Source organism: Desmonostoc vinosum (assembly GCF_059505385.1).
This window is the reverse complement of the sequence record NZ_JCACKM010000043.1, coordinates 1-13,431: the sequence shown is the minus strand read 5'-3', so window position 1 is coordinate 13,431 and position 13,431 is coordinate 1. Positions and strand designations below refer to the sequence as shown.

Genomic DNA, 13,431 nt, shown 5'->3' with positions numbered 1-13,431 from the left:
CCTAGCTAGGACAAAAACGGAGTTAAGTCTAAATGGCTTTCAATTTCAGTGGCTAGGGAGTCCAAAATATGCTCTCGCTGTTCCCGGTAGTTAGCAACACCTGTAGGCAAGGATTTTAATCCTCGTTGTTGTCGCAAGCGATTTAACCAGGCGCGTCGCCAAGGGCCGTTGTCAAAAATCCCATGGAGATAAGTACCCCAGACTGACTGACAACTATCTACTAACCCTAGGTTAACATCGTCAAATAAAGGTTGGAAAGCCTGAGTATCTCCTTGTTGTTCTATGCGCGATCGCCCTTGATGAATTTCAAAGCCGTTGACTGGTAAACCCATCTGTGGATAATTCGAGCTGACTTGACGTTGACGAGCGATTTTTTGCCCTGTAATTACTGTTCTAATTGGTAATAAATTTAACCCTTGAAATCTTCCCGCTTGTCCCTCTATGCCTTCTGGGTCGGCGATGATTTGACCCAGCATTTGGTAGCCGCCACAGATGCCCAAAATTGTGCCACCAGAAGCGGCATAATGTTGAATTGCTTCTGCCATACCGCTTCTTTGCAGCAGCAGCAAGTCAGCAATTGTAGTTTTCGTACCTGGTATAATCACGGCATCAGGATGTCCTAAATCTTGCTTAGGACTCAGGTATCTCACGGAAACCGTAGATTCCGATTCTAGCGGGTCAAAATCAGTAAAGTTGGCAATCCTGGGTAGGCGGATGACAGCGAGGTTCAGGTCTGTTGGGGCTTTATCCGTTTTGCGTTCTAGTAAACTGAGAGAATCCTCTGCGGGAAAAGCTTGTTCGAGGTAAGGAATAACACCAATAACTGGGATACCTGTACGTTCCTCTAACCATTTTATCCCTGGTTCTAAGAGCGATCGCTGCCCTCGAAATTTGTTAATTACTACACCCTTAATTAAAGCGCGTTCATCTGGTTCTAGTAACTCTAAGGTTCCTACTACATGGGCAAAAGCACCACCCCGGTCAATATCAACTACCAGAATAGTTGGCGCATTCAAATATTTTGCTACCCGCATATTCGTTAAATCGCGGTGCTTGAGGTTAATTTCCGCTGGACTACCAGCACCCTCACACACCAGCAAATCAAATTCTGTTCCTAAATGTTGTAGCGACTCTTCTATGGTGCGCCAACCTAGTTCAAAATATTGCTCGTAGTAATCGGCAGCATTGACTTTACCTACAGGTCTGCCTTTAATAATTACTTGGGAGGTCATATCTCCTTGAGGTTTGAGTAAAATCGGGTTCATTTCTACCCAAGGAACGACTCCCGCGGCCCAAGCTTGTACTGCTTGAGCATAGCCAATTTCTCCTCCACTGGCGGTGACATAAGCATTCAAAGCCATATTTTGACCTTTAAAGGGAGCCACTCGCCAACCACGCCGCGATAGAATGCGACAAATGGCTGTGGTTATCAGTGATTTCCCCGCGTGGGATGTTGTTCCCACTACCATAATTGATTTCATAGTCACTATCAGTTTTTCCAGAGAGAGTGGAATTTCACGAGTGAAAGGTTATCCCATTTTTGGATTGGGAATACTTCTGGCTAGGCTGTTTTATATCATGTGCGCTTAAACACTTATACTGTCGCGTAGGCTGGGAATGGGTAAAATCAATTACCAATCACCAGCAGCGAAGCATAATATCTTAAATTAAGCAATTAGCCGGACTTAATATTATTGATTGGAAACAACACAACTTACCCCAATTTAGTATTGTTTGGCAATCGGCTCATTGAACAAGAGAATGGGAAATTGGGAATTGGGAATTGGTTATTTCTTCCCCTGCCCCCCTGCTTTCTTACTCCCTCATCTCCCTCATCCCTCTCTCTACCCGCACCTGATACATTTCAGTTAGCTAATTATGGTAAAGACTTCATGAATCTGCTTGATGTTTCCGTGTATATTGTTCCCTTTTAATCACTAATCCTAACTTGTTGGTTTTCGATTCTAAAAGGGTAGTCTGAACCAACGAATTATCGAATTGTATAAGCGATCGCTCCACGTAGGAGTAGACCAATTTTTGCCTTGGTATTTTTCTATTAACTGGCGTCCCAAGGGAGTGAGGCGAAAACTATCTGTAATCCCTTGACCATCGACTTCTCGCCGCAGTATACCTACTTGGATTAACCAACTTAAGGCGTTTTCACAAGCCAATTCGGATAAAGGGCGTTGAGTGTAGCCTTGCTTGAAACCATTTTCTAAGGCGATCGCACTCAATGGCACACTTTGGTGACGCATAAGTTCAAATAAACTGAGATTGAAGGACGAACACACTAAGGCTCTTTGCGCTCTTGCTACTGTGCTTTGAGGATAAACAATAGTTTTAGGATTTTGAGAATCAACGGCAGGCATTGTTTATTTGGATAAATTTGGCTTTTGAATCAGATACTGACGGATTTGTTAGAGAATTTACTTAAACATTGTAAATTATTGTAAAATTTCAAGTGCATCAACAATCTGAAATAGGAAAGGTTAATTATGCCTCTAGCAGTTGGTACGGATGCGCCTGCATTTACCACTAAAGATACTAACGGCAATACCGTCTCATTATCTGACTTTGCCGGGAAGACGGTTGTTTTGTATTTTTATCCCAAAGATGACACTCCTGGCTGCACTAAACAAGCTTGTAGCTTTCGGGATGCCAAGCCTGAATATCAAGGTAAAGATGTTGTAGTGCTGGGAGTCAGTGCGGATGATGAAGCCTCTCATCAAGCATTCACAACAAAATATAATTTGAATTTTCCTCTATTAGCTGACACTGACCAAACCCTAATCAAGGCTTATAATGTCGATGGCGGTGGTTATGCCAAGCGTGTCACCTACGTAATTGACCCTCACGGCAAAATCATTCATGTTGACGCCAGTGTTAATACAGCTACACATGCTAATGACGTTTTAGCCGCGCTTGGATTATGAAGAGTGCTGAAGCGCGGTAGCGGGGCGATAAGCCGCGTGCTGAGTGTAAACACAGTTGCTTGGTGGCTTTGAGAAATCAACACTGTCCTCACCTATCTCACTACGACCGTACTATTAATGCAAGAGCCACAAAGATTTTTCTTTGTGGCTTGGTTTATTTATTTACTCTGCTCAGGTTGAGCAACTGGTGGAAATACAATCTCCCCATTAGTTGGGATAAACTGACCATTGTTTGGCTTAGCTTGCTGTTGTACTTCTAGTTGGTATTTTTTAACTGCATCATCTAAGCCTTGTAAAGGTTGACGAGCATCCCAACTAGAACCGTTTAACTGAGCGCAATTCATCAGGCTCAACACATTAAGATTACCATTTTGAGCAGCTCCGGCACAGGGATTGGTTTCTACAGACTCAAAACCTGAAGGTCTATCCGGTTGGTTGAGTTGAGCTAAACTGGGTTGTTGCCCAACCAAGGAAGCAACACCAATTCCTGCCAAGGTGGCAATGAAGAGGTGGTTAAGTTGAAAAGACAGCATTTTCATCAATTTCTGATCCTAAAATGACGCCAATTAAATAATGCTTCTATCTTAAGCAAGAGTTCGCCGCAGTTGGGGTTGAATGCTCAGTAAAGCAACAAGGGCAAAGCCTAACAACACGAGTAAGGCTCCACCGAAGGTAACATCACCCCAAGGAGCTTGCATTACTACATTACCCAATCCCCAATCACTATGGATATAGAGATAGCGAATTGGTTCAATGGCATAGCTAAGGGGATTGAGAGTGGCAATAACCTGTAACCACTTCGGCATAAAAGATAAAGGTGCTAAAGCAGTACTAGCAAATAAAAGTGGCAAGGTTGAGACAAAAATTACCGCAATTAGTTCAATATGTCCAGGTAAGGTAAAAGCCAAGCCAAGAGAGATGGCTGTGACGCCTAAAGCTAAGAGGAAGACGATGAGGGCGATCGCACCTAAACCAGCCACGTCAGGTAATCCAGCTCCTAAAGCCGCCGCCGCTGCTACAATTACTGCTGATTGCAGTAAACTTTGGCTAATAATAAAGATTGCCGAAGCGAAGACAATCGAAAATCGTGATGCTAAAGGAGCAACTAGCAAACGGTTCAAAAAACCAAACTCGCGGTCAAACATCACAGGTAAACCAGCATTTAATGCTCCAGCAAATGCTGTAAACACAATTACTCCAGCAGCTAAAAACTGCCCGTAATTTGTCGTGCTACCAAAGATGCCTTTGGGGGCATTTTGGAACAAAGCACCAAATAACACCAACCACATCACAGGCTGAATAATTCCTGCGAATAAGGTTGAAGGACGGCGTTGCAATTGAATAAACAAGCGACGAGTCAAAGCTAGCGTCTCTTGCACTAATTCACCGAAAAAGTTGGGAGTAGCATTAGCATCGGCTTGTGGTGATGCTAGTGGCTGCCAATTGATATCAGGTTTGGGGGTAACACTCATGATTGGGGATTGGGGATTGGGGATTGGGGATTGGGGATTGGGGATTGGGGATTGGGGATTGTTATTCTCCGCGTCCCCGCGTCCCCGCGTCCCCGCGTCTCCCTCATCTCCCTCATCTCCAACCCCCAGTCCCTATCTCATATTCTGCTTTTTCTCCGCTTTAGGATCGCGGGTGGCGACTGCTGCCAGTTCTGCATCCATGAGGGTGCGTCCGGTGGCGGCGAGGTAAACGTCGTCTAGGCTGGGGCGAGATTGAGCTATGCCAAAAATAGGTAATTCGGCAGCATTTAAGGTTTGCTGTATGCTGATGAGAATGTCGTTTTGAGGTGTAACTACCAAGTTGAGAGAATTACCTTGAGCGCTGTTGATAATCGCTTCTTGGACAAACGGTAAAGCTTGCAACAAGTTTTTGGCTTTTTCGGCTTCTTCAATTGGGGAAAACTCGCGGATTCGTAAGGTAATGCGATCGCCCCCTACTTGATCTTTTAATTCTGAAGGTGTGCCAGTTGCAATCACCAAACCACGATCAATGATGGTAACGCGATCGGCTAAAACGTCAATCTCTTCTAAATAATGGCTGGTAATTACTACCGTTGTCCCAGATGCCCGCAACTTGCGTAAAAAATCCCATACCACAAAGCGGCTTTCTATGTCAAGTCCTACCGTTGGCTCATCCAACACCAAGACATCAGGTGCATGAAGTAACCCGGCCGCTAAATCAAGGCGTTTACGTAAACCACCAGAGTAGGTTCCTGTTTTTTTATTGGCGTATTCTTGCAAGCCAAGTAAATCTAATACTGTATCAATACGCTGTTTTGCTACTGCGCTTGGCAAGTGATAAAGTGCTGCTTGCAATTGCAGCAGTTCTCGTCCAGTTAACACTTTGTCTGGGGCAACTTCCTGAGCCACGTAGCCTAGCTTTTGTCTTGCCAATTTAGGATGATCTAAAACAGAAATACCGGATACTTGGATTTTGCCAGCATCGGGTGTGGTAAGTGTACACAAGGCACGCAGAGTAGTGGTTTTGCCAGCACCATTAGGGCCGAGTAAACCAAAGATTTCTCCTGGTTCTACTTGAAAGGAAATATCTTTGACGGCAATCACTGTGCCGTAGTGCTTTTGCAGATTTTCAATTAAAACGGCGGGAGCCATGACAGCTAATCCCTAACGATACAAATCTCAACAAAGTCTATCTCTATTGTAAGAGTTAGAAGTGTAGAAGAAATATCGGATTTTCCTTCACCGTGTCTAAAGTAATGATTAATTAATAAATATTAAATCTTTTTAAGAGATTTTTGAGATTGGCGATCGCAAATCCGCAAGAATCACCTCTTAAGATGCAGACAGAGCAAGCCTAGAAAAACTTTGTCCAACAGAGAATTTGTCAGGTAGACACACAATAGACAATCTGTAACAGCCGAGTAGACACTTTAACCACTGGCAATATATTTTTGGTAAAAGTACAGTCAAACCCAGTAATGGCAAATATTGTGGACATTAATACGCTGTATATTAGTTTCTGATGACTGCTGTGTGTTGAGTAAGCTATTGGCTTTTGTCCTTTGTCCTTTGTCCTTAGCATTCTCACTAATGACCAATGACTAATGACTACTACGCTAGGTAGCTTAAAGCTTTTATTTCTGTTTGATGGAAAGAGGTAGAAAAATCGTGAAAGGATTGGTGCGTTTATTAACAGTGTTTAGTTTGTTGCTTGGCTGCTGGGGATGGCTGGGAACAACTCAGACAGCTCAAGCTGCTGGGTTCCACAGTTTTGCGTTTCCACAAGTTCCAGTTCTGGCAATTGAGCGGCAGAACCGGGCAGACGCCAAGCTAGCAACGGAATTTGGTAAAAAAATTGATTTGAACAATACCAACGTGCGTGCTTTTCAACAATATCCAGGGTTGTATCCTACTCTTGCTAAGCAAATCATTAAAAACGCCCCTTACAAAAGCGTAGAAGATGTGCTGAATATTGAAGGATTGAGCGATCGCCAAAAGCAAACCCTCCAAGCCAATTTCGATCACTTCACCGTGACAGACCTAGAGCCTGCTTTCAACGAGGGAGATGATCGTTTTAATAACGGCATTTACAGATAACTGCACATTGCGGTTATCTGTAAAAATCAGGGAGTAGGGAGTGGGGAATAAGGAATGGGTAGGAGACAGAGGCAAAAGGACAAGGTGCGCTTTGCAAGGGAGAGACTTATGAGTAACTCCCCCCTGCTCCCTGCTCCCTGCTCCCTCATCCCCCGGTCACTGAGCGTACCCTTCTCCTTTGGAGACGCTAACGCGAACGGGAAGCTAGCTACACGTAGCGTCTTTGACAAAAGAAGTCGAAGTGCATCCCCCTCGTCCCCCTCATCCCCCTCAATTCACCTTGCCTGATATAGACATTCCTAGCCAATTTGATATTTTAGTAGTCGGTGCTGGTGCTGCTGGACTATACACAGCGTTGTGCTTGCCAGAATCTCTACGCGTCGGCTTGATTACCAAAGAAACAGTTGCTTTATCTGCCAGTGATTGGGCCCAAGGCGGTATTGCGGCAGCAGTTGCCCCAGAAGATTCTCCATCGTTACATATTGAAGACACAATCAAAGCAGGCGCAGGTTTATGCGATCGCCCTGCTGTAGAATTTCTCGCTCAACAAGCCCCCAGATGTATTCAATCTCTGGTAAATCTGGGAGTCGCCTTTGACCGTCATGGTCAAGCTTTGGCATTGACTTTAGAGGCTGCCCATTCTCGGCATCGAGTTCTTCACGCCGCCGATACTACAGGTAGAGAAGTCACCACCACCCTCACAGCCCAAGTTTTACGCCGCCAGAATATTCAAGTTATCCAACAAGCCTTGGCTTTGAGTTTGTGGGTAGAATCCCAAAGCGATCGCTGTCAAGGAATTAGTTTGTTTTATCAAGGTCGGGTGACATGGGTAAAAGCTGGTGCTGTGGTGCTAGCAACCGGTGGCGGTGGTCAGGTATTTGCCCAAACCACTAACCCAGCAGTAAGTACAGGCGATGGAGTCGCGATCGCCGCCCGTGCTGGGGCAATACTTCGGGATTTAGAATTTGTCCAATTTCATCCCACTGCCCTCACCAAACCTGGTGCCGATCGCTTTCTCATCAGTGAGGCTGTACGTGGCGAGGGGGCACACCTGATAGATGATCAAGGACGGCGTTTTGCTTTCGATTATCATCCAGCGGGAGAACTTGCACCTAGAGATATAGTCAGTAGAGCGATTTTCAGCCATTTACAACGTACTGCCATCGATCCGGCCACTGCCCATGTGTGGTTGGATATGCGCCCCATTCCAGCTGACAAGATTCGTCACCGCTTTCCCAACATCATTAAAGTTTGTCAGCATTGGGGCATTGATGTCTTCAACGAACCAATTCCCGTTGCTCCTGCTGCCCATTACTGGATGGGCGGTATTCTCACGGATATGATGAATCGGACAAATATTGCTGGTTTATACGCAGTCGGTGAAACCGCTAGTACTGGGGTACACGGAGCAAATCGTTTAGCAAGTAATTCTCTGCTAGAATGCATTGTTTTTGGGGCGCAAATGGCGGATGTCAAGGATGAAGTGATGGTAGTAAGGGAAGATTTGTCAGAATTAGTTCCTTTATCCTTTGCCCTTGGTGAAAATGAGTGGCACACTCAACAATTACAGCTAGAAGAACTCAGAGAGAAATTACCGCGTTTGGTGTGGCAGAGTGCAGGTATTTGTCGAGAACAATCAGGTTTAGCAGCTGCGATCGCCACTGTAGAATCTTGGCAGCAAGATTTTACTGCTTTACCTTTGAGTCAATTTTTGCTGGCTCTGCGCCCAAACCAAGCAGCTAATTTCGATCTATCAGATGTCGATAGGCAATTGCGACTTTGGGCAGAAACACGCAACTTATTAGATGTGGCTAATTTAATTCTTAAAAGCGCTGCTTTTAGAATTGAAAGCCGGGGCGGACACTATCGTCTAGACTATCCTCAACCAAACCCTGATTGGCAAGTCCACACACTCATACAAAGAGATTACTGGTGGAAGTCACCAATCTTAGACGATTAGGAAATCTTCAACAAAGATTGTACCTATCCGTATTTTTACTAACACTTAAATATTAGCGAGTGCCGCTGCCGTGCTGACTGTCGGGGCCACCATAATTTGGTGGAATATATATGTCTTTTGCATCGTGAGAATTAACTCTGCCAGCATTAATCCCATTACTACCGACAGCACTATAGTTATTGGCAGTTAAAGTGATGGAAGTACCTGTGCAATCACCAATTTTCGGTACTAAAATATACGCACCGACAAAAAAGACCATAAAGCTTGCAATTTTCCAGTTAGTTTTCATGATTCTGGGTAGACCCACTAGATTTTATTTTTTGATGTCCACTTTGGTTTTAATCAGTGTATTTACTTAACTTTATGTAAGAATATTCTAAATCTGATGGAATTATTGCTGATAATTAGCAAGGGCAAGAGTAGTAGCTCGTAAATCAGCATTTATCTATCACTATAAAAAGCTTTAATACTTAAGAAATATTTCTATAACACTATTTTTACATCAGTCTAAAGTTAGAAATATTAGATAACTATCAAAAACAAATTATCTAAGTCATAGTTTATTAACATATTCTTAAATATACATACGTGTAAATACTAAGCTTACTCTTCAGTGAACGGAAAAAACTTTTATACTACCTAAAGTAATACTTAGTTAAAATTACAGATTAAAAAAAGATTTAAACTTATGATAGCAAAGTTTTCATTTTGTAAATATCTTAGAAGATCTTATTGATCAAAATACGTAAAACCCACATAAGCATAAATGCTTTTTAAAATTAAAAATAATTTTCAAGAGTAATGAAACTTATTAAGTAAATTTTGATTGCTAACTACTTTATTACTTCTTTGATGAGCTTCAGCAATCAGGAAAAAGTTATAGCAGTCGGCTTTGATTTTTGAACTCACTTGCGTAGGCTGGGAGTGGGGAGATGTGGTTCGACTTCGCTCGATTGCCGCGTAGCCGAAGCTCACCAACCAGGAGCAGAGGAAGAAAATAATTATTCCCCATTCCCAAACAGTTAACCTCTAAATATCAAGCAAATTCATAGCGGTTTTTACCTAAGCGTTTTGCACGGTACATTGCGATATCCGCTTGTTTAATTAGGGTTTCACCATCTTGGCTGTTGTATGGGTAAACACTAATGCCAATACTGGCAGAGACTCTAGTCGTACATCCATCGATTACGATTGGCTTGGCAATATTGTCTACAATTTTTTCGGCGACTTTTGCAGCTACTTGTACATTAGGAATTGCTCGTAAAATTACGGTGAATTCATCCCCACCCAAACGTGAAACCGTATCGCTAGTGCGTAAGGAATTACTCAGGCGCTGAGCAATAATTACTAGCAAGCGATCGCCCATCTCGTGTCCCAAGGTGTCATTTATTTGCTTAAAGCCGTCAAGATCAATAAACAGAAGTGCCAGCAATACATTATTTTCTCGTGCCCAATGTATAGACTCGTAAAGTTGTTCAGCAAAAAATTTCCGATTGGATAGACCCGTGAGGGGGTCATGATACGCTAAATAACGCAAGTGCCCTTCTTTGAGTTTTAGTTCATTGTTAGAGCGAAATAACTCAGCAGCAGTGCGCTTCAGTTGTTCTTCCATCAACTTGCGGCGTGTCATATCTCGAATTACCCCAACTAAAAATAAATTTCCAGCCGCGTCTTTGTGAAGCGATCGCTTAGTAGCTATTTGATGCGTCTGACCATGAGCATCTGTGAATTCTTCCTCATGTTCTTGAGGTTGCTGAGTTTGGAATACAATTTCATCTTGTTGTCGAAATATATCAGCTTCGTGTTGAGGAAAAAAGTCATAATCTGACTTTTCAATTAATACTTGATTTGAATAACCAATAAACTGACAATATGCATCATTTAAAACAATCCATTGATGTCGTTCATTTTTCACAAAAATTGGGTCAGGAATAGTATTAATCACTTGATATAAAAACTCTTTCGAGCGTTTCCACTCTTCCTGCATATGGGCAATATGACTAGTTATCCATATAGCTGAACTACCAAAAGTCAAAAGTGGAGGAATAATTGGTATCCACCAACCATATAAAAAAGCTAAATAAACACTAATTGCCAGTACAAAACAAGAAACTATGATACTGAGCAGGCTCTTAGTTGGATGTCGAATTCGCCATGTTGTTGCAGCTCCCACATAAGACCAGATAAAAATCCATAAATATTCTCCTGGCTCAGACCAAACTTTAATTAGAGGTCGTCCTTCGATCGCAGCGGAGATTAACTCGTTGATAAAATAAGCTTGCAGTTCGATACCAGCTATGGGAGTTGCTGTTCCCATTAGATGGCTGGAATAGGGAATGAAAACAAAATCTTGAAGACTAGGTGCAGTAGAACCAATCAGGATAATGCGATCGCTAATCCAACTTTTAGGAACTTTGTCTGCAAGTACATCCTCAATAGATATCTGGCGATAACTACAGAATTCTCCAGATAAACTTTGACACTTAGGTTTAGGAAAGTTAGACAAAATTTGATAGCCTTTAGCATCTGCTTGTACATAGGCACCATGATTCGCCTCAAAACGAGTAAATACTGCTTTACCTAACTGCAAATATCTGGGATTGCTTGCTGCTTTTTTAGGAGTAATTCCTTCTGATTTTAAATATAATAACGCCAGCTTCAGAGCAAAGCTTTCGTGTGCTTGGTTCTTAACATGCCAATACAACAAACTGCGACGAATTTTTCCGTCAGGATCATACAGTACGTTATTAAAACCCACCTGTTCCTGCCTCAGTCCCAGCGGAGGTAGGACACCAGCGTTCTTATTATCTGTTGCGAGTCCATTATTTTTTAGCAGTTCAATGCCAATCAAGTTTGGCATCGACTTATAAGCATCACGCAGTTCCTTATTCCCAGGCTCTACTGGCAAATTTCGGTAGATATCTAAACCAATAGCACGAGGTTTGGCGACTTTTAATTTTTGCAATAACTGGGCAATCTTTTTATCAGGAATTGGCCATGAACCCACCTTGTTTAAATATGACTCATCAATCACTACAATGGTAATCCGTTCTTCTGGAGGCTCATTTGGACGTAGGCGAAAAAATTGATCCAAAGCTGCCAACTCCAAAGATTGTAACAATCCAATAGCACGCAAAATTAGAACACAGACTGCCACGCTGGAGGCAGCAATCAATTCTCTTTGTCCTCGACTAAGCGATTGTTTTAGTCCAAAATTTAACCGCACAAAACGCTTGCCTAGCTGCTTATTCATTCCCATTACCTAGTAGGGAGAACTATTCTTTACTTTCTATAGCCATAAACTAAATGGTGAATATAGCTCATCTAAGAGCTAAATAGAGTTTATCGAAGTTTTTTTTCAATTCATTGAGTTTCTTAAAAAGAATTATGGTTATTGTTTGATGTATCATTGCTCACTGGATTTAATTTACCTGACCAAATGGTAACTGACGTTATTGTGCTATTTAACACAAGTTCAATATAAATATTGTTTAGCTTAAGTTTGACAAATTTGTGCATAGTACTGTGTCAAATTTTGAATTGAGCGATAAAAATTCTCCGCGTCCCCACCTCACTGTGTCCCCTGTTCGCGTAGCGTTTCCTTTCCGATAGGAGACGTTTGCCTAACGGAGGCAACCCCGCACGCAATTTCTGTTTGTGTCAGTCTCAACCCGTCTTGGGTTGGCACAGTAATAGTGAGGGGTTAAGAACTTAGTCCAAGGCAGCACCCGCAAGGTACTGCAAAGAAAGGCTCTGAATTGTGTGAAGTTTTCTTTGTTGTAGCAACTGGCGTTAAAGTGTCCATCGTGCAAGGCCGCAAGGCGGAAACTAGATATCAAAAACAAAAAAGCCAACCAGAAGCAGACTGTGCTGTACTCTTCCAGTTGACTATTGAATTTTGAAAATCAAAAGACAATTATTTTACTTGAAATATTTGAAGTTACGGGGGCCTGTATAACCAGAAGCGGTGGCTAGTTCTTCTAGACTTTGCACTCCGCTATAACTTTTAGCGTTAATTACCCATGTAGGAAATCCTTGAATTTTTGCAGCTTTACAAAGTTCTGGTTGAGCTTTCAATCCATTGGGGGCGCACTCTACTTTCACACTATCGTTGATTGTCTGATAAGCTTCTTTGCCAAAAAGTAATTTTTGTTCGTGACAGTGAGGACACCAGTAAGCAACATATTCCTTAGCGCCTATCTTAGCAAGGTGATTCGCTAGGGCTGTTTCTGCTTCTGTGGAAGTAGTAGTGATCTCCCAACCGAATGCTGGGTTAGGCTCTACTGTGGGAACAAAGCTAATTTGTACGGGTTTGCCAGAGGTGGATTCACCTGTATTTAGTGATTGATTGACACCTGCATAAACGCCTAAAGTGCCGATGAACGTTACCATCCCTACAATAATGGCAGTGAAGAAGATTTGCCCGATATCCTCCCAAGCACGACCGATAATTGTTAGTACCAAAAGGCTCAGAGAAAATAAAGCTGAGGCAATACAGTAAAGACAAGTGGCTTTGATTTGAAATGATAGCAGATACATCAAGTAGCTGCTAAAAACAGACATGGCGATCGCTCCCATCAACAGTAACCACCAAGTTTGGTTTTCCAGTTGTTTACGGCTGTTGCTTTCCCCTGATTTCAACACTAAGGGAGCTACAGCAAATATCAACATACTGGTATAAGCCAAAAACCCAAACAACGCTAGTGGCTGACCGAAAACTGTTGCCCAAGGACTGGAAAGTACATCATTACAGCCTTTAGCACCAGCCTGTGCTACACAAGCGGCACTGCCTCCTGTTAACTTTTCTATGGTGAGATAACCTGTTGTCAGGGCACCACATCCAGCGATCGCGGCAATCAATGGACGTGACCATTTTTGAATCCAAGGGGTAGAACGGCGGCGAATCATAGGCACAGGAATGGGGACTGGGGACTGGGGACTGGGGACTGGGGACTGGGGACTGGGGACT

11 protein-coding genes are annotated in these 13,431 nt (G+C 42.8%); 3 read left to right on the top strand and 8 right to left on the bottom strand.

Translation table 11 applies throughout. The features are described from left to right. Positions 1–5: 5 nt before the first annotated feature. Both cobQ and AC5JMF_RS07390 read right to left on the bottom strand, forming a co-directional pair. Positions 6–1,481 (bottom strand): cobyric acid synthase CobQ, encoded by a 1,476-nt coding sequence (gene cobQ / locus AC5JMF_RS07395; RefSeq protein ID WP_495795057.1) that lies wholly within the window; start codon positions 1,479–1,481, stop codon positions 6–8. Positions 1,482–1,964: 483 nt separating this feature from the next. Then, on the bottom strand, positions 1,965–2,369 hold the full coding sequence (locus AC5JMF_RS07390; RefSeq protein ID WP_495795056.1) for an Npun_F0494 family protein: 405 nt from the start codon (positions 2,367–2,369) through the stop codon (positions 1,965–1,967). A gap of 126 nt (positions 2,370–2,495) precedes the next feature. Here AC5JMF_RS07390 and AC5JMF_RS07385 point away from each other — a divergent pair, with 126 nt between their 5' ends. Then, entirely contained in the window at positions 2,496–2,933 is a 438-nt protein-coding gene (locus AC5JMF_RS07385; RefSeq protein WP_495795055.1) for a peroxiredoxin, read from the top strand. A gap of 158 nt (positions 2,934–3,091) precedes the next feature. Here AC5JMF_RS07385 and AC5JMF_RS07380 read toward each other — a convergent pair whose 3' ends face one another. From AC5JMF_RS07380 to AC5JMF_RS07370, 3 genes are all read right to left on the bottom strand, one after another. Beyond that, positions 3,092–3,472, bottom strand: a complete 381-nt coding sequence (locus tag AC5JMF_RS07380) for a hypothetical protein (RefSeq protein WP_495795054.1) — start codon at positions 3,470–3,472, stop codon at positions 3,092–3,094. Positions 3,473–3,517: 45 nt separating this feature from the next. After that, positions 3,518–4,405, bottom strand: a complete 888-nt coding sequence (locus tag AC5JMF_RS07375; RefSeq protein WP_495795053.1) for an ABC transporter permease — start codon at positions 4,403–4,405, stop codon at positions 3,518–3,520. Between the two features lie 132 nt (positions 4,406–4,537). Beyond that, complete coding sequence (locus AC5JMF_RS07370) at positions 4,538–5,557, bottom strand: ABC transporter ATP-binding protein (protein ID WP_495795052.1); 1,020 nt, start codon at positions 5,555–5,557, stop codon at positions 4,538–4,540. Between the two features lie 516 nt (positions 5,558–6,073). Between AC5JMF_RS07370 and psbU the strand changes: the two genes are divergently transcribed. After that, on the top strand, positions 6,074–6,502 hold the full coding sequence (gene psbU, locus AC5JMF_RS07365) for a photosystem II complex extrinsic protein PsbU (protein WP_495795051.1): 429 nt from the start codon (positions 6,074–6,076) through the stop codon (positions 6,500–6,502). A gap of 280 nt (positions 6,503–6,782) precedes the next feature. Next, positions 6,783–8,462 (top strand): L-aspartate oxidase, encoded by a 1,680-nt coding sequence (gene nadB / locus AC5JMF_RS07360; protein ID WP_495795087.1) that lies wholly within the window; start codon positions 6,783–6,785, stop codon positions 8,460–8,462. Positions 8,463–8,514: 52 nt separating this feature from the next. Here nadB and AC5JMF_RS07355 read toward each other — a convergent pair whose 3' ends face one another. From AC5JMF_RS07355 to AC5JMF_RS07345, 3 genes are all read right to left on the bottom strand, one after another. Further along, positions 8,515–8,751 (bottom strand): hypothetical protein, encoded by a 237-nt coding sequence (locus tag AC5JMF_RS07355; protein ID WP_495795050.1) that lies wholly within the window; start codon positions 8,749–8,751, stop codon positions 8,515–8,517. 747 nt (positions 8,752–9,498) lie between these two features. Beyond that, the gene (locus tag AC5JMF_RS07350) at positions 9,499–11,715 is read right to left on the bottom strand and encodes a CHASE2 domain-containing protein (RefSeq protein WP_495795049.1); all 2,217 of its coding nucleotides are present in this window, start codon (positions 11,713–11,715) and stop codon (positions 9,499–9,501) included. A 668-nt stretch (positions 11,716–12,383) separates the two neighbouring features. Then, positions 12,384–13,370 carry a vitamin K epoxide reductase family protein gene (locus tag AC5JMF_RS07345; protein WP_495795086.1) on the bottom strand — a complete coding sequence of 329 codons (987 nt, stop codon included), beginning with the start codon at positions 13,368–13,370 and terminating at the stop codon, positions 12,384–12,386. Positions 13,371–13,431: the final 61 nt, after the last annotated feature.